General features: G+C 71.9%; 19 protein-coding genes. 13 read left to right on the top strand and 6 right to left on the bottom strand.

Annotation, left to right across the window (positions count from 1 at the left end; all coding sequences use genetic code 11):
• Window positions 1–52: 52 nt before the first annotated feature.
• The gene (locus G569_RS64980; protein ID WP_064750547.1) at window positions 53–5,320 is read left to right on the top strand and encodes a LamG-like jellyroll fold domain-containing protein; all 5,268 of its coding nucleotides are present in this window, start codon (window positions 53–55) and stop codon (window positions 5,318–5,320) included.
• On the opposite strand, the gene G569_RS0138750 is transcribed toward G569_RS64980, so the two are convergent.
• Window positions 5,317–7,167, bottom strand: coding sequence for a hypothetical protein (locus tag G569_RS0138750; protein WP_157592602.1), 1,851 nt, complete (start codon window positions 7,165–7,167; stop codon window positions 5,317–5,319). The genes G569_RS64980 and G569_RS0138750 overlap by 4 nt on opposite strands.
• A 44-nt stretch (window positions 7,168–7,211) precedes the next feature.
• Here G569_RS0138750 and G569_RS59975 point away from each other — a divergent pair, with 44 nt between their 5' ends.
• The 5 genes from G569_RS59975 to G569_RS0138725 all read left to right on the top strand — a co-directional run bounded on the left by G569_RS59975 (window position 7,212) and on the right by G569_RS0138725 (window position 14,251).
• Window positions 7,212–8,165, top strand: coding sequence for a L,D-transpeptidase family protein (locus tag G569_RS59975; RefSeq protein WP_053227651.1), 954 nt, complete (start codon window positions 7,212–7,214; stop codon window positions 8,163–8,165).
• Window positions 8,166–8,175: 10 nt separating this feature from the next.
• On the top strand, window positions 8,176–9,834 hold the full coding sequence (locus G569_RS0138740; RefSeq protein WP_028067382.1) for an NAD(P)/FAD-dependent oxidoreductase: 1,659 nt from the start codon (window positions 8,176–8,178) through the stop codon (window positions 9,832–9,834).
• Window positions 9,835–9,857: 23 nt separating this feature from the next.
• Window positions 9,858–11,225 carry a sensor histidine kinase gene (locus G569_RS0138735; protein WP_245602681.1) on the top strand — a complete coding sequence of 456 codons (1,368 nt, stop codon included), beginning with the start codon at window positions 9,858–9,860 and terminating at the stop codon, window positions 11,223–11,225.
• A complete protein-coding gene (locus G569_RS0138730) occupies window positions 11,222–11,536 on the top strand; it encodes a UBP-type zinc finger domain-containing protein (RefSeq protein WP_028067380.1) in 315 nt (104 codons plus the stop codon). The genes G569_RS0138735 and G569_RS0138730 overlap by 4 nt, the downstream gene beginning before the upstream one ends.
• A 108-nt stretch (window positions 11,537–11,644) precedes the next feature.
• Window positions 11,645–14,251, top strand: a complete 2,607-nt coding sequence (locus G569_RS0138725) for a reprolysin-like metallopeptidase (protein ID WP_169542346.1) — start codon at window positions 11,645–11,647, stop codon at window positions 14,249–14,251.
• Here the strand turns inward: G569_RS0138725 and G569_RS55280 are convergent.
• A complete protein-coding gene (locus tag G569_RS55280) occupies window positions 14,223–15,515 on the bottom strand; it encodes an amidase (RefSeq protein WP_064750546.1) in 1,293 nt (430 codons plus the stop codon). The genes G569_RS0138725 and G569_RS55280 overlap by 29 nt on opposite strands.
• A 154-nt stretch (window positions 15,516–15,669) precedes the next feature.
• Between G569_RS55280 and G569_RS55275 the strand changes: the two genes are divergently transcribed.
• From G569_RS55275 to G569_RS0138705, 3 genes are read left to right on the top strand one after another with little or no spacing between them, the layout of a single operon-like run.
• Window positions 15,670–17,451: a 2-oxoacid:acceptor oxidoreductase subunit alpha gene (locus G569_RS55275; RefSeq protein ID WP_053227649.1), complete on the top strand. Its 1,782-nt coding sequence runs from the start codon at window positions 15,670–15,672 to the stop codon at window positions 17,449–17,451.
• The gene (locus G569_RS0138710; protein WP_028067378.1) at window positions 17,433–18,410 is read left to right on the top strand and encodes a 2-oxoacid:ferredoxin oxidoreductase subunit beta; all 978 of its coding nucleotides are present in this window, start codon (window positions 17,433–17,435) and stop codon (window positions 18,408–18,410) included. Before G569_RS55275 ends, G569_RS0138710 begins: the two co-directional genes overlap by 19 nt.
• Window positions 18,395–19,474 carry a MalY/PatB family protein gene (locus G569_RS0138705; RefSeq protein ID WP_028067377.1) on the top strand — a complete coding sequence of 360 codons (1,080 nt, stop codon included), beginning with the start codon at window positions 18,395–18,397 and terminating at the stop codon, window positions 19,472–19,474. The genes G569_RS0138710 and G569_RS0138705 overlap by 16 nt, the downstream gene beginning before the upstream one ends.
• On the opposite strand, the gene G569_RS0138700 is transcribed toward G569_RS0138705, so the two are convergent.
• The gene (locus tag G569_RS0138700) at window positions 19,443–19,751 is read right to left on the bottom strand and encodes a DUF6812 domain-containing protein (RefSeq protein WP_028067376.1); all 309 of its coding nucleotides are present in this window, start codon (window positions 19,749–19,751) and stop codon (window positions 19,443–19,445) included. The genes G569_RS0138705 and G569_RS0138700 overlap by 32 nt on opposite strands.
• Window positions 19,752–19,792: 41 nt before the next feature.
• On the opposite strand from G569_RS0138700, the gene G569_RS0138695 reads away from it, so the two are divergent.
• Window positions 19,793–20,956 carry an amidohydrolase family protein gene (locus tag G569_RS0138695; protein WP_028067375.1) on the top strand — a complete coding sequence of 388 codons (1,164 nt, stop codon included), beginning with the start codon at window positions 19,793–19,795 and terminating at the stop codon, window positions 20,954–20,956.
• Here G569_RS0138695 and G569_RS0138690 read toward each other — a convergent pair.
• Entirely contained in the window at window positions 20,953–21,870 is a 918-nt protein-coding gene (locus G569_RS0138690; protein WP_028067374.1) for an ABC transporter permease, read from the bottom strand. The genes G569_RS0138695 and G569_RS0138690 overlap by 4 nt on opposite strands.
• A gap of 50 nt (window positions 21,871–21,920) precedes the next feature.
• On the opposite strand from G569_RS0138690, the gene G569_RS0138685 reads away from it, so the two are divergent.
• The gene (locus G569_RS0138685) at window positions 21,921–22,331 is read left to right on the top strand and encodes a hypothetical protein (RefSeq protein ID WP_028067373.1); all 411 of its coding nucleotides are present in this window, start codon (window positions 21,921–21,923) and stop codon (window positions 22,329–22,331) included.
• A gap of 37 nt (window positions 22,332–22,368) precedes the next feature.
• On the opposite strand, the gene G569_RS0138680 is transcribed toward G569_RS0138685, so the two are convergent.
• Window positions 22,369–23,019 carry an SDR family oxidoreductase gene (locus tag G569_RS0138680; protein ID WP_028067372.1) on the bottom strand — a complete coding sequence of 217 codons (651 nt, stop codon included), beginning with the start codon at window positions 23,017–23,019 and terminating at the stop codon, window positions 22,369–22,371.
• On the bottom strand, window positions 23,016–23,504 hold the full coding sequence (locus G569_RS0138675; RefSeq protein WP_028067371.1) for a YbaK/EbsC family protein: 489 nt from the start codon (window positions 23,502–23,504) through the stop codon (window positions 23,016–23,018). Before G569_RS0138675 ends, G569_RS0138680 begins: the two co-directional genes overlap by 4 nt.
• 26 nt (window positions 23,505–23,530) lie before the next feature.
• Here G569_RS0138675 and G569_RS0138670 point away from each other — a divergent pair, with 26 nt between their 5' ends.
• Complete coding sequence (locus G569_RS0138670) at window positions 23,531–23,992, top strand: GNAT family N-acetyltransferase (protein ID WP_028067370.1); 462 nt, start codon at window positions 23,531–23,533, stop codon at window positions 23,990–23,992.
• 30 nt (window positions 23,993–24,022) lie between these two features.
• The gene (locus G569_RS0138665; RefSeq protein WP_028067369.1) at window positions 24,023–24,214 is read left to right on the top strand and encodes a hypothetical protein; all 192 of its coding nucleotides are present in this window, start codon (window positions 24,023–24,025) and stop codon (window positions 24,212–24,214) included.
• The last annotated feature ends 7 nt before the right edge of the window (window positions 24,215–24,221 follow it).

Here is a 24,221-nt window from a genome sequence, read left to right as displayed (position 1 = left end):
AGACCTTGGTCCTGTTGTAGGGACCAACAGGCCCACCTAGCCTCTCCGCGCGGTGCGCTCCCTCCTCGCCTGCCTGGTCGGTCTGACGCTGCTGCTCGCCGCCTCGCCGGCGCGGGCCGCCGACGTCGTCACTTCCGACCCCTTTGCCGCGCAATCGCTGGCCGCCGGAGCGAAGGTCCCCGACGACTTCGTCGAGGAGGTCGCGTTCGACGACCTCACCGCGCCGTCGCAGATCGCGTTCGCGCCCGACGGGCGCGTCTTCGTCGCCCAGCTCGACGGCGTGATCAAGGTCTACGACGGCGTCGAGGACACGACGCCGTCGATCTACGCCGACCTGCGCGACCAGGTCGCCTTCTTCGGGGACCGCGGGCTGCTCGGGATGACGCTCGACCCGGGCTTCACCACCGGCCGCCCGTACCTCTACGTGCTCTACACGTACGACGCGCCGATCGGGCAGACCGCGCCGCGCTGGAACGACAACTGCCCGGACCCGCCCGGCGCCGACGTCGACGGCTGCGTCGTCAGCGGCCGCCTGTCGAAGATCCTGCCGGACGGCTCCGAGCACCCGCTCATCACCGACCAGTGGTGCCAGCAGTTCTCCAGCCACTCGCTCGGCGACCTGCACTTCGGCGCCGACGGCGCGCTCTACGCGACCGCGGGCGACGGCGCCAGCTACGTCTTCGCCGACTACGGCCAGGAGGGCGCGCCGGTCAACCCGTGCGGCGACCCGCCCGCGGGCGTCGGCGGCGCCCAGACGCCGCCCACCGCCGAGGGCGGCGCGCTGCGCTCCCAGGACGTCCGCACGACCGGCGACCCGACGGGCCTCAGTGGCGCCCTGCTGCGCCTGGACCCGGACACCGGCGACCCGCTCCCGGACAACCCGGGCACGGGCGACATCAACGCGCGCCGGATCGTCGCGTACGGCTTCCGCAACCCGTTCCGCTTCGCGTTCCGGCCGGGCACGAACGACGCCTACGTCGGCGACGTCGGCTGGCTCGCGTGGGAGGAGCTCGATCGCGTCCCGGACACGTCGAAGGTCCGCAACTACGGCTGGCCCTGCTACGAGGGCAACGGGCGCCAGAGCGGCTACGAGGCGATCGGCCTGAACCTGTGCAAGAGCCTGTACGCCAGCGGTGACGTGGTCGCCCCGCTGTACACGTACAACCACGCCTCCAAGGTCGCCGACGAGGACTGCTCGGTCGGTACCTCGTCGATCTCCGGCGTGACGTTCTACGACGGCAACACGTTCCCCAGCGCCTACAAGGGCGCGATGTTCTTCGCCGACTACGCGCGGATGTGCATCTGGGTGATGTTCCCGAACGCCGACGGCACGCCGAACCCGGCGACGGTGCAGGTCTTCGCCGACGGCGCGCAGTTCCCGGTCGACCTCGAGGTCGGCCCGAGCGGGGACCTCTACTACGCCGACGTCGGCACGGGCACGATCCGCCGGATCCGCGCGATCAACCCCAACCAGGCGCCGACCGCCGCGTTCACCGCGACGCCGTCCTCCGGCGCCGCTCCGCTGACCGTGCGCTTCGACGCCACGGACTCCAGCGACCCCAACGACGACCCGCTCACCTACGCGTGGGACCTCGACGGCGACGGCGCATACGACGACAGCACGTCGCCCACACCGAGCAACACCTACGCGAGCGAGGGCAGCGTCACGGTGCGCCTGCGCGTCAGCGACCCGTCCGGCCTGGAGGACACCGAGACCACCGAGATCACCGTGGGCACGCCGCCGACGGCCAGGATCGCGGGTCCCGCCGCGGGGACGACGTACGCCGTCGGCGACGCGATCGACTTCTCCGGCACGGCCACGGGGGCGGACGGCAAGGAACTGCCCGCGAGCGCGCTCGTGTGGACCGTCGACCTGCACCACTGCTCGGCGATCGTCGCCACGAGCTGCCACGTCCACCACCTGCAGGACTTCACCGGGGTGCGCGCGGGCACGTTCAAGTACCCGGACCACGAGTACCCGTCCTACATCACGCTCAGCCTGACCGGGACCGACGTCGCCAACGGCCTCCGTGGCAAGGACTCGGTGCGGATCGATCCGAAGACCGTGGACCTGACGATCGACAGCGTCCCGTCCGGCCTGACCGTCGCGGTCGGGGGCGAGGCGGAGACGACGCCGTTCACGCGGCGTGTCGCGCAGGGCTCGACGGTGGGTGTCGCGGCGCCGCCGACGCAGCTCGTCGACGGCTTCTCCTACGACTTCGCCTCGTGGTCCGACGGCGGTGCCTCCACCCATTCCTTCGTGGCCGGCTCCGGCGGCACCTACACGGTCCGCTATGGCGAGACGGCGTGCCCGGTGCGCGACGGCCTCGTCGGCGCGTGGGGCTTCGACGAGCCGTCGGGCGAGGTCGTCTACGACACCTCGGGTCACGGCAACCTCGGCACGATCTCGGGCGCCACGCGCGTGACCGACGGCCGCTTCGGGTCGGCGCTCAGCTTCGACGGCAGCAGCGACCTGGTCACGGTGCCGGACTCGCCGTCGCTCGACCTGCGCGACGGGATGACGCTCGAGGGGTGGGTCAACCCGGCGTCGCTCAGCTCCTCGTGGCGCACCGTGATGCTCAAGGAGCAGCCGGGCGACCTGTCGTGGGCGCTGTACGCGCACGACGGCGAGGGGACGAGCGTGAACATGTCGACCGGGGGCGAGAACCGCGCTCAGGGCGCGGCGCTGCCCACCGGGATGTGGTCCCACCTCGCCGCCACCTACGACGGCGAGACGCTGACGCTCTACGTCAACGGCGACGAGGTCTCGGCGGTTCCCGTCGAGGGCCTGATCACCGAGTCCGACGGCGCCCTGCGCTTCGGCGGCAACACGATCTGGAGCGAGTGGTTCGCCGGCCGCCTCGACGACCTGCGCGTCTACGACCGGGCGCTCTCGGGCTCCGAGGTCCGCGTCGACATGACCCGCCCGGTGACGTGCGTGACCGACCCGGAGGCGCCGGCCTTGGCGGTCGCGCCGGGCTCGCTCGCCTTCACCGCCGTGCAGGGCGGCGCGCTGCCGAACCCGCAGGCGCTCGACGTCGCCAACTCCGGCGGCGGCTCGCTGCCGTGGACGGCGTCGAGCGACACCGCGTGGCTGAAGGTCGCCCCCGCGAGCGGGACGGACGCCGGGACGGTCGTCGTCAGCCCGAACACCGCCGGCCTGGCACCGGGCACGTACACCGCGAACGTCACCGTGGCCGGGGGCGGGGCGACCCGCGTCATCGCGGTCACGGTCACCGTGACGGCCGCGCCCGCGATCGGCGTCTCGCCCTCGTCGCTGGCGTTCGCCGGCACGGCCGGTGGGGCGAGTCCCGCGGCGAAGACGCTCGCGATCGCCAACGTGGGCGGCGGGACGCTGAGCTGGACGGCGACCGATGACGCCGCGTGGCTGTCGCTCACGACCAGCGCGGACACGATCACCGCGACGCCGTCGATCGCCGGCCTCGCCGCGGGGACGTACAGCGCGACGATCACGCTGACGGCACCCGGCGCGGCGGCGAAGACGGTGCCCGTGACCTTCACGGTCGACGCTCCCGCGCAGCCGCCGGTGCTGGCCGCGGCGCCGTCGTCGCTCGCGTTCAGCGCCGTCCAGGGTGCCGCGACCGTCGAGACCAAGGCGATCAACGTGACCAACGCGGGCGGCGGCACGCTCTCGTTCACGGCCTCCGCCGATGTGCCGTGGCTGACGGTCGACCCGGCGGGTGGGACCGCGCCGCGCACGGTGTCGGTGACGCCGTCGACGGTGGGCCTCTCGCCTGGCGTGCGCACCGGCACGGTGACGATCTCCTCCAGCGCGGGCGATGCGAAGATCGGGGTGACGTTCACCGTCACCGATGCCCCGTCGTGCACGCGGCCGAGCGGGTTGGTCGGCGCGTGGGGCTTCGACGAGACGTCGGGCAGCGCCGTGAGCGACGCCTCGGGCGCGGGCAACGCCGGGACGGTGTCGGGCGCGACGCGGGTCGCGGGCGGACGCTTCGGCGGCGCGCTGAGCTTCGACGGCGTCAACGACCTCGTCGCGATCCCGGACGCGACCTCGCTCGACCTGACGACCGGCCTCACGTTGTCCGCGTGGGTCGATCCCGCCCAGTCGACCGGGAGCTGGCGCACGATCCTGCTCAAGGAGCGCACCGGCGCGATCAGCTACGCGCTCTACGGGAACACGGACACCGCGCAGGCGGGTGGGTACGTCGCGCTGCCGGGCGAGCAGAGCACCAAGAGCACGTCGACGCTGCCGGTCGGGGTCTGGACCCACGTCGCGACCACCTATGACGGCACGACGCTGCGGCTGTTCGTCAACGGCGTCCAGGTCTCCAGCAGGGCGGTCAGCGGCGCGGCGGCCATCGGCACCGGCGCCCTGCGGATCGGCGGCAACGCGATCTGGCCCGAGTGGTTCAACGGCCTGATCGACGAGGTCCGCGTCTACAACCGCGCCCTGGGCGCCGCGGAGATTCAGTCGGACATGGCCGCCCCGGTCACGTGCACGATCCCGCCGACGCCGACGCCGACGCCGACGCCGACGCCGACGCCGACGCCGACGCCGACGCCGACGCCCACGGAAACGCCGATGGAAACGCCGACGGAAACGCCGACGCCCACGCGCACGGAAACGCCGACTCCGACTCCGACGCCCACGCCCACGCCGACCGCGACGCCCACTCCGACTCCGACCGCGACGCCCACGCCCACGCCGATCCCCACCGGTCTCATCGCCGCGTACGGGTTCGAGGAGCCGAGCGGGACCACGGTCGCGGACCTCTCCGGCACCGGTAACGCCGGTCGCACCGCCGGTCCCTCCCGGATCGTCGCCGGCAAGTTCGGCCGCGCGCTGAGCTTCGACGGGATCGACGACTGGATGACCGTGGTCGACGCCGACTCGCTCGACCTGCGCACCGGGATCACGATGTCGGCCTGGGTGAAGCCGTCGGCGCTCGGCACGATCGCGCGCACGGTGCTCGCGAAGGAGATGCCCGACGGCATGGTCTACCGGCTCTACGCGGGCGACGGGACCGGCAAGCCCAGCGGGCACGTCTACACGACCGCCGACTACGCCGTCACCGGCTCGGCGACCACAGCGCTGAACACGTGGACCTATCTGACGACGACGTGGGACCGGACGACGCTGCGGCTGTTCGCCGACGGCGTCGAGGTCGGCTCGCGTCCGCTCAGCGGGACGATGCGCGCGTCCGGTGGCCCGCTGCGCATCGGCGGCAACGTCCTCGGCTCAGAGTTCTTCACCGGCGCGATCGACGAGATCCGCATCTACAACCGCGCGCTCACGCTGCCCGAGATCCAGGGCGACATGGCGCACGCCGTGCCTTAACCGCCGCCGGCGAGGGACCCGAGGAACGCCTCGGTCGCGTCGCGATCGATGCCGGTCACCTCGCGAAGGAAGGCGGGCGCCCGCTCGTCGCCCGCCATCGTCAGGCAGGTCTGCGCGGCCTCCCCGTCAAGGCACTCCGCCAGCTGCGCCCACAGGCCGGGCTCGGCCCAGCGCAGCCCGAGCTCGCGCACGATCACGAGGCTGAACGCGAGCACCTGCGCCGCGGCGCCGGAGTCGCCGAGCGCCAGCTCCGCCCGCCCGACCTTCGCCAGCCCGCGGGCCGCCTCGCCGAGCTCCGAGCGCGCGACCGCGACCTGCACGCCCTGGCGCGCGGCCTCGCGGGCACCGTCGTGGTCGGCGAGCTCCGTGCGCGCATCGGCGAGCGCGAACAGCGCGAGCATCGGCAGGTTGCAGTCCGACGGCGACGCGACGAGCAGCTCGAGGGCGTGCTCCTCGCCCGCCCGCGCCGCCTCGTGGTCGCCGCGCACGGCGTCCAGCTGCGCGACCGCGTGCTGAAGGTGGGCGCGCCAGTGCTCGCGGTCACCCTCCGCGACGCGCTCGAGCGCCGTCCCGGCGCGTTCGAGCCGCAGCGAGGCCTCTTCCTGCAGCCGCTCCGGCTCACCCACGATCGCGTCGAGCCAGTCGACCGAGAGCCCCAGCCGCGGCTCGCCGCCCGTCTGCCAGCGCGCGAGCTCGAGCAGCGCGCCCGCCAGGCCGATGCAGCGCTGCACGACGGCGAACGGGTCGTCCACCAGGTCGAGCGCGAGTGCCTGGCAGCGCGCGGCGTCCCCGAGCCACTGCTCGCGCGCGGCGGCGACGCCCAGCACGTCGTAGAGCTCCGGCGAGCCCTCCCCGGCGGCGAGCACCCGCGCATGGCGCAGCAGCTCGTCGCTCGGCAGCGAGAACACGACCGCGCGCAACGATGCGAGGTTGGGGGAGGCCTCGAGCAGCCGGACGTGATCGTGCTCGGTGGCGGCCCCGTTGGCGAGCTGCAGATAGTCCTGCGGGTCCTCGGACGCCGACAGCTCCCAGATCCGCAGCGCGACCGGCGCCGCGGCCGGCCCGTAGAGGTCGGCGAGCGCGTCGGCGTAGCGGCGCGCCACGCGTCGCCCGGGCGGATCGGCGTGCAGGGCGCGCCACACCTCGTGCGCGCGGAACCGGTAGCGCGCGAGCTGGCGTTCGCGGCCGGAGGTGAAGCCGATGTCCTCCAGCACGTCGTCCAGGTGGTCGTCCAGCCAATCGGTGAGCTGGTCGGCGTCCTCGTCGAGCACGCGCGCGACCGCGGCGACCGTGAAGACCTCGCCCTCCAAGGCCGCGGTCCGCAGCACCCGGTCCGCGAGCGCGACGCCCGCGGCGGCGGTCGGCTCGTCGAGGTGCGCGAACGCGTCCCGCAGCGGCGCGTCCGCGGCGGCGACGTCCACAGGGCCGGCGGGGAGCGTCAGCCGCTCGGCGTCGAGCCCTTCGAGCACGGCGTCGACCGTGCACGAGGCGACGACGACCAGCCGGTGCTCGGCGACCAGCGCGGGCAGCGTGTGGGCGAGGAACACGTCATGCCAGCGCAGCGGCGGGAACGCGCGATCGATGTCGGCCAGCCCGAGCACGACCGTGCGCCCGCCGTCGAGCAGCGCCTGGACGTCGGCGACCAGCGTGTCCGGGTCGGCGTCCGCGAAGTCGCCGCCCGGCCCGAAGGCGCCGACGAGCAGCTCACCGCGGTGATGGGCGAAGCCGCTCAGCGCCTCGTCGAGCCGCCCATGGAGGAGGAAGAGCCGTCCGTGGCCGCCGTGTGTGGCGGCATCCACCGCGGCTTCGATCGCGTCGAGCACGCGCTGCATCATGACCGCAGTCATGCGACGGATGCACGCCGGCCCGCTCCTCGCCAGACTGCCGGGCCATGTTCCGCGCCGCCCTGCTCGCTGCCGTCGTCGTGTTCCTCGCTCCGGCGGTCGCCCGCGCGGACGACACCCGCATCTACTTCACGAAGGGCGAGCAGCTCGCCTACGTGACCCGCGACCTCCCCGCCGGCATGGAGCCGGCCATCAAGGAGCTGCTCAAGGGCCCGCCGGCCGGCTACGGCACGACGATCCCGGCCGGCGAGACGTTCACGATCAAGGACACGAGCATCGACTTCACGCCCAACCTCGAGTACGCGTCGCTGGCGCAGGTCGTCTACACCGCCACGGCGACGGGCGAGGACGAGGTTGAGATCGACGGGAAGTCGTACAGCCGCGGGGACTTCGGGCCCGAGCCGTTCACGATGCCCAAGCCGCCGACGAAGAAGACGGCGGCGCCCGCGGACCCGAAGGCCGTGCAGACCAAGCTCGCGAGCCTCGGCTACCTCCCGAACGACGCCGTGACCGGCAAGTGGGACTACCGGACGATGCAGGCGGTGATCGCCTTCCAGGCCTGGAGCGGCCTGACCCGCGACGGCGTCGTCGGCCCGATGACCCAGGGCAAGCTCGACAAGGCCGGCCGCCCGCTTCCGCTCGACCGCTCGAGCAAGGGCAAGCGGGTCGAGATCTACCGGTCGCGCGGCGTCCTGCTGCTGATCAACAACGGGCGCGTCGTGCGCGCGATCCACACCTCCACCGGGATCGGCGGCGACAGCCCCGACATCGGCACCCCGCCCGGCAAGTGGAAGATCTACCGCAAGGAGGTCAAGTCCTGGTCGGTGCCGTACAAGACCTGGCTGCCGTACGCGGCCTACTGGGTGGGCGGATGGGCGATCCACGGCTACGCCGACGTTCCCGCGAACCCCGCGTCCCACGGCTGCGCCCGCGTCCCGCTGCCGGAGGCCAAGCTCGTCTACGACTTCGTGGCCATCGGGACGCCGGTCCAGGTCATCTAGGGTTTCTGGCATGGAGGCATCCGAGCCCCGCCGCCGCCGTCCGGCGATCGTCTGCGTCGACGACGAGCCCGCCGTCCTGGCGGCCGTCGCCCGCGACCTGCGCCGGCAGTTCGGCGAGCGCTACCGGATCGTGCGCGCGACATCCGGCGACGAGGCGCTGAAGGCGCTCAAGGAACTCGTCAGCCGCGGCGAGCAGGTCGCGCTGCTCGTCGCCGATCAGCGCATGCCCGTGATGTCCGGCACCGAGTACCTGGTCGAGGCGCGCAAGCTCGTGCCGGACGCCAAGCGCGTGCTGCTGACGGCCTACGCGGACACCGAGGCGGCGATCCAGGCGATCAACGAGGTCGACCTCGACTACTACCTGCTCAAGCCGTGGGACCCGCCGGAGGAGCAGCTCTATCCGGTGGTGGAGGACCTGCTGACGACGTGGGAGGCGGGCGCTGCGCTCGAGTCCGGCGGCGTGCGGGTCATCGGTCACCGCTTCAGCCGCGACAGCCACGACCTGCGCGACTTCCTCGCCCGCAACCGCGTGCCGATGCGCTGGCTGGACGTCGAGCGCGACGCCGAGGCGCGCGAGTTGCTGACCGTCGCCGACGTCGACGGCGAGCGGCTGCCGGTCGCGCTGCTCGAGGACGGGACGATGCTCGAGCGCCCGACGATCCTCGAGCTCGCGGAGCGCCTCGGCGTGTCCGCGGCGCCGGCGTCCGACCACTACGACCTGGCGATCGTCGGTGGCGGGCCCGCGGGCCTCGCGGCGGCGGTGTACGGCGCATCCGAGGGCTTGAAGACCGTGATGGTCGAGCGCGAAGCTCCGGGCGGGCAGGCGGGAACGAGCAGCCGCATCGAGAACTACCTCGGCTTCCCGGCAGGTCTCTCCGGCTCGGATCTGGCGAGACGCGCCACCGACCAGGCGCGCCGCCTCGGCGCCGAGCTGCTCTCGATCCAGGACGCGACCGCGCTGCGGGTCGAGGGCGCCGGGCGGATCGTCGAGCTCTCCGGCGGTGGGACGCTCTCCGCCAACTGCGTGCTGGTGGCGAGCGGCGTCTCCTACAACCAGCTGACCGCCCCCGGCTTCGAGACCTTCACCGGCAAGGGCATCTACTACGGCGCGGCGCTGACCGAGGCGCGCTCGTGCAAGGACCAGCACGTGGTGATCATCGGCGGCGCGAACTCCGCCGGCCAGGCCGCCGTGCACTTCTCCGGCTACGCGGGCAAGGTCACGATGCTCGTCCGCGGCGACAGCCTCGAGAAGTCGATGTCGCACTACCTGATCGAGCAGATCGCGAACATCCCGAACATCGACGTGCGGACGCACGCGCAGGCCGTGGCGGCCGAGGGGAACGACCACCTGCACTCGTTGCGGATCCGCGACGACGACGGCGAGCACGACGAGGACGTCGACGCGACGTTCGTGTTCATCGGCGCCGCCCCGCGCACCGACTGGCTGGAGGGCGTCGTCGGCCGCGACAAGCGCGGCTTCATCCTCGCCGGCGCGGACGCCAAGGCCGCGGGCTTCCCGCTCAAGCGCGACCCGTACGTGCTCGAGACCACCGTGCCCGGCGTGTTCGTCGCCGGCGACGTGCGCGCGCGCTCGATCAAGCGCGTCGCGAGCGCGGTCGGCGAAGGCTCGATGGCCGTGTCCCTGATCCACGAGTACCTCGCCGAATGACCGTTCGAGAGGAGCTCCGCGGCATGGACCTCTTCGAGGAGCTCTCCGACGAGCGCCTCGACGCCTGGGCGGCGACGATCGAGATCAGGGACGCCGACGACGGCGACGTGCTGCTCGAGCAGGGCTCCTCGCCGGGCCCGCTGCTGCTGTTCACCGGGCGCACGAAGGCCTTCATGACCGTCGACGGCCGGCGCGAGCCGGGCAACGCGAACACCGCGCCGACGTGGATCGGCGCGATCGCGGCGATCACCGAGAGCCCCGTCCCGATCACGGTCGAGGCCGACGGCCCGTGCCGCGTGGCGATCGTCCCCCGCGACCGCTTCATCGAGCTCGCGCTCCAGGACCACACGGTGCACCGCAAGGTCATGCACGTGATCGGGCCGGTGATGCGGGGACTCAACCAGCGCGAGTCGTCGCGCGAGCGGCTGACCTCGCTCGGCACGATGGCCGCGGGCCTCGCCCACGAGCTCAACAACCCCGCCGCGGCCGCGCGCCGCGCGGCGTCCGACCTCGTCGACGCCGTCGAGGTCATCAACCACGCGCTGCACGCGTTCGTCAACAGCGGGATCGAGCGCACCGACGCGGAGAAGCTGCTGCGGCTCCAGCAGGAGGCGCTCGGCATGTGCATGGTGCGCGGCTCGCTCGACGCCCTCGACGCGTCCGACGCCGAGGACGCGATGCTCGAGACGCTCGAGGACCGCGACATCGAGGACGCCTGGAAGTTCGCCGAGCCGCTCGCGCTGTCCGGGCTCGACGCCGACTGGGTCGACCGCGTGCAGGCGGTCGCCGGTCCGGCGACGGGCAAGACGCTCGCGTGGGTCGCCGCGTCGCTGACCGCGCACGAGCTCGCGACCGAGCTCGTCGAGTCCACCGAGCGCATGTCCGGCCTGGTCAAGGCGATCAAGACCTACGCGTACATGGACCGCGGCGGGGTCGTGCAGGCCGACGTCCACGAGGGCATCGACAGCACGCTGGTCATGCTCGGCCACAAGCTCAAGCACACGCAGATCAGGGTCAAGCGCGACTACGACAAGACGCTGCCGCAGCTGATGATGTACGGCTCCGAGCTCAACCAGGTCTGGACGAACCTGCTCGACAACGCGATCGGCGCGCTCGGCGAGACCGGCGAGATCCAGATCACGACGCGGCCCGACAACGGCTGCATCAAGGTCGACATCGCCGACGACGGACCCGGCATCCCGGCCGAGGCGCGCTCGCACATCTTCGATCCCTTCTTCACCACGAAAGCCCCGGGCAGCGGCACGGGCATGGGGCTGGACACCGCGCGGCGCATCGTCGAACAGCGCCACAGCGGCTCGATCACGTTCGACACAGGCGACGGCGGCACGGTCTTCCACGTCTGGCTGCCCCTCGATGGAGTGAAGAAATGACGAGTTGCACGCACCTGGACACGATCGAGATCACCGAGCTGCCGGAGGAGGTCGCCGGCTGCGAGGACTGCCTCAAGACCGGTGGCGTCTGGCTGCACCTGCGTATCTGCCTGCACTGCGGCCACGTCGGCTGCTGCGACGACTCGCCCAACAAGCACGCGACCGCGCACGCGTCGCTCGAGCACCCGATCATCCGCTCGCTGGAGCCGGGCGAGGACTGGTGCTGGTGCTTCGAGGATCAGGTCGGGATGCGGATCCCGCAGGTCACCGGGACGACGCGGATTCCGCCTTCGCCGATGCTGTCACGCTGAAACTTTCTCCACCGCGCAGCAACCTTCATGTAGGGTCCTGCCCACCGCGGCCGTCCGCGCGGAGAGTTGCCCCCGGCATGGAGGTCCGCTGTGCAATCCCGTCGGTCGATGGTGCGTTTGGCATTGGTGCTGGCCCTCGTGGCTGTAGTGGGCGTTCCGGCGTCCGCCACCGCCACACCCAGCGTGACGACGATCGGTAACCCCGACGCGTATCACTGCCCGACCGCGGGCGGGATCGACTTCGAGACCTTCGACGACCAGGACGATCTCTCGGCGGCGAGCTTCCCCGGCGTCGAGTTCACGACGACCAACGGCTTCACGTGGCGGGTCGGCGACTTCGCCACGGACAACTACAACGGCAAGTACCCGAACGGCAGCTACACCAGCCAGGGCACGCACTGGGCGTGGCTGGGCACGAGCCAGGGCGCCGGCCGGATCGACCTGACCGTCGGCAACGCGAGCGACTTCAGCCTGCTCATCTCGGCGAACACCTCGGTCTATCTCGAGGCCTACGACAGCTCCGGCACCCTGCTCGAACGGGCCGGCCCCACGCCGACGACGCTCAACACCGGCAAGATGATCGAGCTGCGGATCAAGCGCCCCGCGCCCGACATCGACTACGTGGTCGTGCACGACACGGGCAACTTCTTCCTCGTCGACAGCATCTGCTCCGACGCCCGCGGCGTCGGCGACCGCGACGACGACCACGACGGCATCTCCGACGACTGGGAGCGCAACGGCGCCGACACCGACGGCGACGGCACGATCGACCTCGACCTGCCCGCCATGGGCGCCGATCCGAAGCGCAAGGACCTGTTCGTCGAGGTCGACTGGCTGACGAAGGACGGGCGCAAGATCGGGCCGATCCCGGCGGGCGGCGGCTTCGACGCGCACCCGTCGATCGCGGCCGTGAACAAGGCCGCGCGCTCGTACAACAGCTTCCCGGTGCCCAACGACGGCGCCGCGCAGGGGATCCACCTGCACATCGACGCCGGCCCGAATGCCCTGATGAACGTCAACACGGGCGAGACGTGGGGCTCGCGCAGCCGCGCGAACGCGATCCGCAACGGCACGCGCTTCCCCGAATGGGACGCCAACTGGCGCCAACTCGACGAGTTCCGAACGGCGAACGTCACCCGTGCACGGCGCGGGGTCTTTCACTACGTGCTCTACGTCGACGAGATCGACTGCGTGGGCGACGGGTGCACGACGGGCTGGAGCCGGGGCATCCCGGGCCACGACCTGATCATGGCCAAGAAGGCGCTGGAGTGGAAGCCGGACAAGAAGGACCTCGCGCGCCCGGTCGAGGCCGTCGCCACGGATACGCAGGAGGCGGTCACGCTCGCGCACGAGCTCGGCCACAACCTCGGCCTCGGCCATGGTGGGCGGGCGCACGGTGAGGACCCCGCCAGTCAGCACGCCAACCAGAAGGCGAACTACCTGTCGATCATGAACTACTTCTATTCCAACACCGGGCTGCAGAGCAACAGCCAGATCAACGGGATCATCGGGTTCTCGCCGATCGAGCACGCCACGCTGGACACGCACGACCTCGCGGAGGAGGACGGGCTCGATCCCGATCCGTTCGCGCATCTGCAGGTCAAGTTCTGGTGCCCGAACGGCGATCTGACCTACAAGGACAGCTGGGGCGGCATCGACTGGAACTGCGACGGCCCGGTTCGCGACGGGTCGACGAACACGAATCTCCAGAGCCCCGCGTGCGTCGACGATCAAACCCCGTGCACGCGCCCGGACCTCAACTACGTCTACGGGTCCGAGGACTACACACACCTGCAGTTCTGGGGCGTGGGGCAGGGCTGGGACGCGCGCAATGCGGCGATGACGGCCATCCGTCAGCCGGGCACGGCTGAACCGACGATCGCGCAGGCGATCAAGGATGGCGTCTGGTGGCCGACGTACTCGCTGCTCAACCCCGGCGCGACCGAGGTGACGGTCTATCCCGGCTCGGGCGTCGTCGGCATCCCGCTCGTGCTGTCCAACGCCGGGCAGGCCGGGTTCGGCGTGACACCGCGGCTCGTGCTTCCTCCGCCCGGTGTGTCACTGGCAAGCGGCGCTGCGATCGACCTCGCGCCCGGCGCGCAGGGGTCGGCCGGCGTGCGCGTCGACACCGCGGCGCTCAGCCCCGGCACGGACGCGGAGACGGACGTCGAGTTCGTCGACGGCGCCGGCGAGGCGATGGGCTCGACGCACCTGACGGTGCATGTCGCGCCCGGAGGCGTCGCCGCGGCGACGTGCGACGAGGCCCGCGCCGGGCGCGCCGACCCGGGGCTCCCCGCCGAGCAGGCCCCGGCGCTGGACGCGTTCATCGCGCGCTGCAACGCGGCGGCGGCGCAGGCCGCTCCGAAGCCCACGTGCGTCGACCCGAAGACCTCGCGCACGTTCACCGTCCGCCTGCGCGGTGCCGCCCGCAAGGCCGGCGTCGCCAAGCCGGGTCTCTCGGTCAGCAAGCAGATCGGCGCCAAGAAGCGCTCGACCTACAAGGTCAAGCTCACGCGTGCCTGCGTGACGATCGCCACCGGCACGATCAAGGGCAAGAAGCTCGCGCTCAAGGTCAAGGCGACCGGCACCAAGACGGTCAAGCGCAAGGGCAAGCGGGTGAAGGTCAAGACCTACCCGCGCTTGAAGGGGACGTACCTCCTGCAGGCCGACGGGGGCAAGAACAAGATCAAGGCAGTGAAGGTGAAGTTCGCATAGCGCTGGTGCGCGCGAACAGCGCCTCGGCGGCGGCGAGCACCCGGCCCTCGCTCTGCGGGGGCCCGGTGAGCTGCACGCCGATCGGCAGGCCGAGGTCGTCGAAGCCGATCGGCACCGCCGCGGCCGGAAGCCCGGTCATGTTCTGCGGGACCGTGAACGGCAGGACGGCGTCGCGCAGCGTCTGGGCGGCGCTGTCGGCCGTGCGCGGCTCCGGCGGGACCGCGTGGATCGGTGAGAGCAGCAGGTCGGCGTCGGCGAAGAGCCTGGCGAACCCCGCCCGCAGGCGCTCGCGGGCGACCGTGGCCTCGAGGTAGTCGGTGAGGGTGTTGGTGCGCGCGCGGTCGATCCGCGCCGCGACGTCCACGCCGTACTCGTCGCGGCGCGACGGGAACGTCGCCGCGTGCGTGTGCGCGGCCTCGACGTTCTGCAGTGCCGCGTAGGCGGGGTAGATGCGCTCGGCCTCGTCGAACGGGAGCTCGAACGCGCCCATGGCGCTGACGGCGCGGTCGAACGCGGCCTGGATCGCCGGCGAGAGCGGGTGCAGATGCAGCGCCGGCGCGATGGCGACCCGCGGCTCGCCGGCGGAGGTGGCGCGGGCGCCGGTCAGCGCCTCGAACAGCAGGCGCACGTCCTCGGGTGTGCGCGCCATCGGCCCGGCATGGTCGAGCGAGCGGGCGAGCGGGAACACGCCCGCCACGGAGATCCGGTTGTAGGTCGGCTTCAGGCCGGACACGCCGCAGAACGCGGCCGGGATCCGGATCGAGCCGCCGGTGTCCGTGCCGAGCGCGAGCGCGGCCTGGCCGGTCGCGACGGCGACCGCGCTCCCGCCCGACGACCCGCCGGGAATCCGCTCCGGGTCCCACGGGTTCCGGCACGGCGGGAAGTGCGGGTTGTTGGACGTGATCCCCCACGCGAACTCGTGGGTGAGCGTCTTGCCGACGACGATCGCCCCCGCCGCCCGCGCGCGGGCGACGGCGGACGCGTCCGCCTTCGGCACGTGGCCCTTGAAGATCTTCGACCCGTACGTGGTCTCGACGCCTTGCGTGTCGTAGAGGTCCTTGACCGCGAGCGTGAGCCCTTCGAGCGGGCGCGCCGTGCCATCGGCGTACGCCTGCTCGGCGCGCTTGGCCTCCTCGCGGGCGCGCTCGAGCGTGAGCGTCACGAACGCGCCGAGCTCGGCGTGCTCGGCGGCGGCGTCGACGATCTCGACGGGGGACACCTCACGTGCGGCAAACGCCGCTCTCAACTCGACCGCGGTCTTCACGACAGGAAGTGAACCAACTGCAACGCCTAGGTAATCCCTGGCGCCTGCGGAGCGTGTAGGTTCATCAACAGGCAGCGCATTGAAACCGTCCGACCGCATAGGCATAAGTCAGGGTGTGAAGGCCACAGAGACGCGCGAACGGGTCGTCGTGCGAATGGCAGGAGACTCCGGCGACGGGATGCAGCTCGCCGGGAGCCGCTTCACGGACGCGACCGCGGTGTTCGGGAACGATCTCGCGACGCTGCCGGACTTCCCGGCGGAGATCCGCGCGCCCGCCGGCACGGTCGCGGGGGTGTCGGCGTTCCAGATCCACTTCGCGTCGCGCGACATCCTCACGCCCGGCGACGCGCCGGACGTGCTGGTGGCGATGAATCCCGCCGCGCTGAAGGCCAACCTGCCGCTGATGCGCCGCGGCGCGACGATCCTCGTCAACGAGGACGCGTTCTCGGTGCGCGCGGTGCAGAAGGCGGGGTACACGGAGTCGCCGCTGGACAACGGCCTGCTCGACCAGTTCACGGTCAAGCGGGTGCCGATGAGCTCGCTGACCGCGCGGGCGGTCGAAGGGCTCGAAGGCGTCTCCTCGCGGGACGCCCAGAAGGCGAAGAACCTGTTCGCCCTCGGCGTCCTCTCATGGCTCTATGACCGTCCCACGGACGTCACGGAGAAGTGGATCGGCGCCAAGTTCAGCGGGCCGGTGCACGCCGCGAACCTGGCCGCGTTCCGGGCCGGCTGGAGCTTCGGTGAGACGTCCGAGCTGATCGACGTCCAGGTCAAGGTCCACCCCAACGCCGACGTCGCGCCCGGCACCTATCGCAACATCAACGGGACCGAGGCGACGGCGCTCGGGCTCGTGGCCGCGTCGATCAAGTCGGGGCTGCCGCTGGTGTTCGGCGCCTATCCGATCACGCCCGCGTCGGACCTCCTGCACTCGCTCTCGCGGCGGCAGGACCTCGGGGTGCGGACGATCCAGGCCGAGGACGAGATCGCGGCGGCGTCGATGGCGCTGGGCGCGGCGTTCGGCGGCGCCCTCGGCGTCACGTGCACCTCCGGTCCGGGCCTCGACCTGAAGACCGAGACGATCGGGCTAGCGGTGATGCTCGAGCTGCCGATGGTGATCATCGACGTGCAGCGGGCGGGTCCCTCCACGGGCATGCCGACCAAGACCGAGCAGTCGGACCTGCTGCAGGCGTTGTACGGGCGCCACGGCGAGTCGCCGCTCCCCGTCTTCGCCTCCTCCTCGCCGGGCCAGTGCTTCGACATGGTCTATGAGGCCGTGCGGGTGGCGATCACCTACCGCACTCCCGTGATCCTCTTGAGCGATCTCTTCGTCGCCAACTCGAGCGAGCCGTGGAAGATCCCGGCGGCCGCGGACCTGACGCCGATCAACCCGCGCTTCCGCACCGACTGCGATGGCAAGTTCGAGCCCTACGCGCGCGACGACCGGCTGGCGCGCCCGTGGGCGATTCCCGGCACGCCCGGGCTCGCCCACCGGATCGGCGGGCTCGAGAAGGCCGACAAGACCGGGGCGATCTCCTACGACGGTCCCAACCACCAGCGCATGACCGACCTGCGCGCGGCGAAGGTGGCGGGGATCGAAGTGCCGGACGTCGAGGTGCACGGCGAGGCCGACGCCGACCTGCTGGTGCTCGGCTGGGGCTCGTCGTTCGGGACGATCCGCGCGGGGGCGCGGCGGGTGCGTGAACGTGGCGGGCGGGTCGCCACGGCGCACCTCCATCACCTCAACCCGATGCCGGCGAACCTGGGCGAGGTCCTGCGCGCGTACGAGCGGGTGCTCGTGCCGGAGATGAACAGCGGCCAGCTCGCGCACGAGCTGCGCGCCAAGTACCTCGTCGACGTCGAGTCGTACGCGAAGGTGCAGGGCCAGCCCCTGCTGCCCTCGGAGATGGAGGACCAGATATGGCAGCGACTGAGCTGACCAAGGCGGACTTCCAGTCCGACCAGGAGACGCGCTGGTGCCCGGGCTGCGGGGACTACGCGGTGCTCGCGGCGGTGCAGGCATTCTTCCCCGAGCTGGGGATCCCGCCCGAGCGGGTCGTGTTCGTGTCCGGGATCGGGTGCGCGGGCCGGTTCGCGTACTACATGGACACGTACGGGATGCACGGCATCCACGGCCGTGGTCCGGCGCTGGCGACCGGCTTGGCGGCTGCGCGGGAGGACCTGTCGATCTGGGTCGTCACCGGCGACGGCGACGCCTTGTCGATCGGCGGCAACCACCTGATCCACGCGCTGCGCCGCAACGTGCCGGTCAAGATCCTGCTCTTCAACAACCAGATCTACGGCCTCACGAAGGGCCAGGCGTCCCCGACGTCGGAGCTCGGGAAGGTGACCAAGTCGACGCCGTTCGGGTCGATCGACTCCCCGTTCAACCCGGTCTCGTTGGCGCTCGGCGCCGAGGCGACGTTCGTGGCGCGCACGATCGACACCGACAAGGTCCACCTGCCCGCCGTCCTGCGGGCGGCGGCGGCCCACGACGGCGCGGCGCTGGTCGAGATCTACCAGAACTGCCCGGTCTTCAACGACGGTGCGTTCGACGCGCTGCGCGACAAGAAGAAGGGCGAGGTCAACCGCATCTACCTCGAGCACGGCGAGGTCATCCGCGGGGTGACCCGGGGGGAGGACGGCGTGCTGCGGATCGGGGGCGATGGCGCTCCGGTCGTGCACGACGCGCACCGCGACGACCCGTCGTTCGCGTTCGAGCTCTCCCGCCTCTCCTCGTCCCCGGACGGGCCGACGCCGATCGGGATCTTCCGTGACGTCCGGCGGCCGGTCTCGGGCCAGGATCTGACCCACGAGCTGGCGCTCGCCCGGGCTGGCGCGGACGACGCGACGCTGGACGGCGTGCTCGGCGCCGGGGACACGTGGACGGTCTCCTAGCCCGTCACAGCGCCAAGTACTCCACCTACCCCGCCGACGTGCTGCCCGCGTGGGTGGCGGAGATGGACTTCGACCTCGCACCGCCGGTCAAGACGGCGCTGCTGGAGGCCGTGCACAACGACGACTGCGGCTACCTCGGCGCGCGGCACGACGGGCTGCTGGAGGCGTTCGCGGGCTTCGCGGAGCGGCGGCTCGGCTGGAAGGTGGACGTCGCGCAGGTCGTCGCGTGCACCGATGTGATGGTGGGCGTCGAGGAGGTGCTGCGGGTGATCACTTCGCCCGGCGACGCGGTCATCGTCACCCCGCCGGTCTATCCGCCGTACTACGCGGACATCGCGCATGCGGAGCGGTCCGTGGTGCGCGTGCCGCTGCTCCCCGACGGCGCGCTGGACCTGGTCGGGATCGACCGCGCGTTCGCGGCGGGCGCGCGGGCGTTGCTGCTCTGCAACCCGCACAACCCGACGGGACGGGTGCTGCCGCTGGAGGAGTTGGCCGGGTTGCGCGATGTGGCGAACGCACATGACGCGTGGGTGATCTCGGACGAGATCCACGGACCGCTGGCGTGGGACGGCTATGTGCCGTGGCTGACCGTGCCGGGCGCGCGCGGGTTCACCGTCACCGCGGCCTCCAAGGCGTTCAACCTGGCGGGGCTGAAGCTCGGGCTGATCGTGGGCGAGGAGGTCTCACGGTTGCCGGGCGAGATGTACTGGCGCGCCGGCTATCTCGGCGCGGTGGGTGCCGAGGCGGGCTTCCGCGACGGCGACGCGTGGCTGGACGACACGCTGGCCGTGTTGCGCTCCAACCACGCGCTGCTGCGGACGCTGCTGCCGGCGCCGTTGCGGGCGGTTCCGGCGCAGGCGAGCTTCCTCGCGTGGCTCGACTGCCGCGAGGCGGGACTGGGCGACGACCCGGCCGCCGTGTTCCTCGAGCGTGGGCGGGTCGCGCTCTCGCGAGGGATCGACTTCGGCGAGCCGGGCCGCGGGTTCGCCCGGCTGAACGTCGGGACGACGCCCGGGCTGCTGGAGGAGGCCGTCAGGCGCCTGGCGGCGGCGCTGACGCCGTGAAGATGACGGGTTGCGGCTCCTCGACGGTGCCCACCTGGCCGAGCTCGACCACGAGGATCACCTGACGCGTGGCCAGGGCGAGGTACTCGTGCTGCTCGGACGCGCGACTGCCGTCCAGGTACGAGACCTGCGCATCGGTCAGCGCGAGGAAGTCGTCGCTGTGCGTGTTCAGGAAGTCGGTCATGCGGGAACGGAAGCCCTCGTGCGGCAGCTGCAGCGTCCCCTCGATCTCATGACGCGCCGTCTCGATGCGGACGCGCTCGTGGCGGAGTGGCATCCGCGCAGTATCGCGCGGCGCCGGTAGGGTCCAAGCCCCATATGTTGGACATCGACGCGATCCTCCGTCCCTACTGGGACAGCATCCAGACCTCGCATGGGCCGTTCGACCTGTTCGACGCCCACACCCACATCGGGCAGAACGACCCCGACGGGATGAAGCAGACCCCCGCCGAGCTCGTCGAGGTCATGACCCGCGCCGACGCCCGCGCGGTCGTGTTCCCGATGCACGAGCCGTCCGGCTACCCCGGGCCGAACGATGCCTCGATCGAGGCGGCGCTCGCGTCCGACGGACGGTTGGTGTCGTTCTGCCGGCTCGACCCGCGCCACTCGCCGGCGGCCGAGGCGGTGCGCTGCCTGGACGCGGGCGCGGTGGGGATCAAGCTGCACCCGCGGGCGGAGCGGTTCACGCTGCACGAGCCGGGTGTGCGGGAGATCGTCGCCGTCGCGCACGAGCGGAAGGTGCCGATCCTGATCCACGCGGGGCGCGGCATTCCCGCCCTGGGGCAGAACACGGTCGAGCTGGCGACCGAGTTCCCGGACGCCAGGCTGATCCTCGCCCACGCCGCGATCAGCGACCTCGCGTGGCTGTGGCACGTGTTGCCCGACCACCCGAACGTCTTCATCGACACCGCCTGGTGGAACCCGGCCGACCACATCGCGCTGTTCTCCTTGGTCGATCCGTCGCACATCGTCTGGGCGTCGGACTCGCCGTACGGGCTGCCGGTGATCGCCGCGTGGACGCACGCTCGCACGGCGCTGCAGGCGGGCGTGGGTGTCGAGGCGCTGCACTCGATCATGGGCGGCCAGACGGAGCGGCTCGTCACGGGGCAGGACCCGCTGTGGGTGGGTGAGGCGCCGGGCGCCTCCGAGGCCGCGCTCCATCCCCTGCTGGACCGCGTCGTCACGCACCTGGTCTCGGCGATCGGCCGCGCGTTCGGCGGCGGCGACCCGGACGAGCCTCTGGCCCTGGCGCGACTCGCGTGCGCCGTGGGCGAGGACGCCCCGCACGCCGACGTCTGCGCCGCGGTCCTTGAGCTCCTCGACCTCTATCGCGAGCACCTCGCCCCACCGCCGCCGGGCCGCCCGTTCCCGCTCGCGGGCCGGTTCATCATCGCGGCGCTGACCGTCGCTCGCACCCCGGCCGTCGCGCTCCCGACGGGGATGCACGCGCCGAAGCCGACGCGCGAAGAGGCGGAGTCTTAGGCCCTCACCCGGGGGTCGAGTGCGGCCTGGACGATGTCGGCGATCGCGTTCGCGACGACGACGAGGATCGACGGGACGATGACGATCGCCATCAGCACGGGGAAGTTGCGGCCGTCGAGTGCGTTCGGGATCAGCCGGTAGATGCCGGGGATCCCGAACACGGCCTCGATGAGGATCACGTTGGCGAGCATGATCGGGATGTAGCTGCCGATCATCGCGATGGTCGGCGGCAGGGCGACCGGCAGCGTGTGGATGAAGGTGATCCGTCGCGGGGTCAGGCCCTTCGCGGTCGCGGTGCGGACGTAGTCCTCGGTCATCACGTCGGGCAGGGTCGCGCGGACCATCCGCAGGCACTGGGCGGCGAGCGGGAGGCCGGCGACGAACCACGGGACGATCAGCGCGTGCAGCCAGGCGATCGGGTCGTCTCCGAGGCCTTGGTAGGAGTTCACGGTGACGAGCGGGATCGGGACGGGCGCGCCGACGCTCGGGGCGAACAGCAGGATCACGAGAAAGCCGACGAAGTAGACCGGCGCGCACAGGGCGAGCGCGGCGAGCGCCTGCAGCGCGCGGGCGAGGACGGTTCCGGGGTGGCGCGCGCAGAACGTCCCGCTCACGATCCCCAGCACGGAGCCGACGAACATCGCGCCGATCAGCAGCGAGAGGTCGGCCGGCAGCGCGTCCTCGAGCATCGAGCGCACCGGGAGGAACGGGCGCTGCGTCGAGATCCCGAAGTCCGCCTTCAGGAACACGTCGCGCAAGTAGGCGAGGAGCTCGACGTGCAGCGGGCGCGGGTCCGTGAAGCTCTCCGGCGTAAGCAGGTGCAACATCACGAACGTGACCGCGCACAGCGTCACCGACACCACGACGACCGCCAGCGCTCGCCGGGCGGCATAGACAGCGAACGAGTCCGACACCCCGGACGCCAGGCTAGACGACCGTCGTCCGAGTGGAGTACGGTCCTCATGTGCGTCGGCGTCTCGCGATCCTGGTGGCAGCTGGCTCAGTCCTCGGGCTCGGGGCCACGGCGCTCGCGCAGGGCGGCGACGACGACCTGCAGATCGAGATGCAGCGCGGCTGCCTCACCGGCACGCGTGTGACGGTGCGGATCGTGCCGCCGTCCGGCGGCATCCTCAGCCCGGTGCACGTGCGAGCGAGCGGGCGCGAGGTCGTCCACCTCACCGGCGTCACGCAGGAGGCGAGCGTGACCGTCCGCGTCCCGCACCAGGGCCGAGTGAGCGTGAGCGGGGAGACGACCGGCGGCGAACGCTTCGCGGTCGCCCGCACCTATCGCCGCTGCGCGCCTGAGCCGACGCCGCGACCGCAGCAGAACCGCAGCACCCCGTCACCGCCGATCACCGGCGGCGGCGAGGGCTAAAAGCGGGGTCTCGGGAGCGGCAGCCCCCCGGTGGTTCTCACCAGGCCAGCGGGCGCCCGTCGCGGAAGAACCCGCCGGTCGGCCCGTCATCCGGCAGCTCGGCCGCCCAGACCACGCTCGCCGCGCCCTGCTCGACCGGGCGTCCTCCCTGGCCCATGTCGGTGTCGGTCCAGCCGGGGCACACCGCGTTGACGCGCATACCGGGGAGTTCGCTCGCGAGGATGCGGGTGAGCGCGTTCAGGCCGGCCTTGCTCACGCTGTAGGCGGGCGTGCCGCCGCTCATCGAGGTCAGCGAGCCGCTCGCGCTGGAGACGTTGACGACGCGTGGGTGGGCGCTGCGGCGCAGGTGGGGGAGGAACGCCTGGGTCGTCCGCCACGCGCCGAAGAGGTTGGTCTCCAGCGCCTCGTGCACCTCAGCGAGATCCGCGGTGGCGCCGCGCGCCCACGTGTCGTAGAGGATCGCGGCGTTGTTGACGAGGATGTCGAGCTCCTCGATCTCGGCGGCCGCCGCCCGCACGCTCGCGTCGTCGGACACGTCGAGCGCCACCACGCGCAGCCCGCCCGCCACCGCCTCGCCCTTGGCCCGGTCCCGTGACCCGAGGATCACGGTGTGCCCATGGCCGGCGAGCTGGCGGCAGACCTCCAGGCCGATGCCGCGGTTGCCGCCGGTGACCAGCGCGACGCTCATTCCGCGAGATGGAGCACGCGCGCGTCGGCCGCCTTCGCCAGGTCGGCGGGCGCGATCGGGAAGACCGCGTGCGGGTGCCCGGCGGCGGCCCACACGGTGTCGAAGCGATACAGGTCCTCGTCCATGACGGTGCGCACGGGCTCCGGGTGCCCGACGGGCGGGATGCCGCCGATCGCGTACCCGGTCACCTCGCGCACGTACGTGGCGTCCGGCCGCTCGACGGGCTCGTCGACAGCGGCCTCGATCAGCGCCACGTCGGCGCGGTTGTCGCCGGAGACGAGCGCCAGCACGGGCGCCCCGGAGTTCACGCCGCGCATCACGAGCGACTTGACGATCGCGCCCAGCTCGCAGCCGACCGCGGCCGCCGCCTCCGGCGCCGTGCGGGTCGAGTCGGTCAGGCGGTGGATGTCGCCCGGGAGCCCGAGCTCGAGCAGCGCGGTTCGAACCTTCCGTGCGCCGCGGGGAAGGGTTTCAGCCTCACTCACGTCCTAGACCGTACCCTCACGCCGCCATGTGGACCGTCCGCCCCGAACCCGCCGAAGCCCCCGACGTTCACGCGTTGATCCGCGAGTACTTCGCCGAGCTCACCGTCCGCTACTTCCACCGCGAGACCGACGACGCCGAGATCGACCTCACGCTCGCGGAGTACCCGGCGAACGGCCTCGGCGTCTTCCTCGTCCTGCGCGCGGACGGCGTCGCCGCCGGCCACCTCGGCGTCTACCCGACCGGCGAGCTCACCCGCTTCTACGTCTCGCCCGAGTACCGCCGCGGCGGCGGCGGCCGCGCGCTGCTCGCCGCCGCCGAGGCCTGGGCACGCGAAGAGCGCCTCCCACGCCTGTTCCTCGACACCCGCACCGACCTCGTCGAGGCCCGCTCCTTCTACGCCTCCTGCGGCTTCACCGAACTCGCCCCACCGACCAACACCCCGGCCAAGTACCAGGACCACTGGTTCGAGAAACGCCTCGCCCCATAACCACCCCACGACGAGCAGTTGTGGACGGTCGTGCGGTACATCGCACGCAATCCCGTCGAGGCCGGCTTGTGCCGGGAGCCGCACGAATGGCGGTGGAGCAGCCATCGCGCGACGCTCGAGGGGAGCGAGCCGGCGTGGCTGGACCGGCTGCGACTGCTCGAGCGCTTCGGCGCGATGGGCGGCGACCCGGGGGCGACCTACAGCGCGCTGGTCGACGCCTAAGGGGGAG

This window comes from Solirubrobacter soli DSM 22325 (genome assembly GCF_000423665.1).
Classification (GTDB): domain Bacteria; phylum Actinomycetota; class Thermoleophilia; order Solirubrobacterales; family Solirubrobacteraceae; genus Solirubrobacter; species Solirubrobacter soli.
This window is presented reverse-complemented; position numbering and strand designations above follow the sequence as displayed.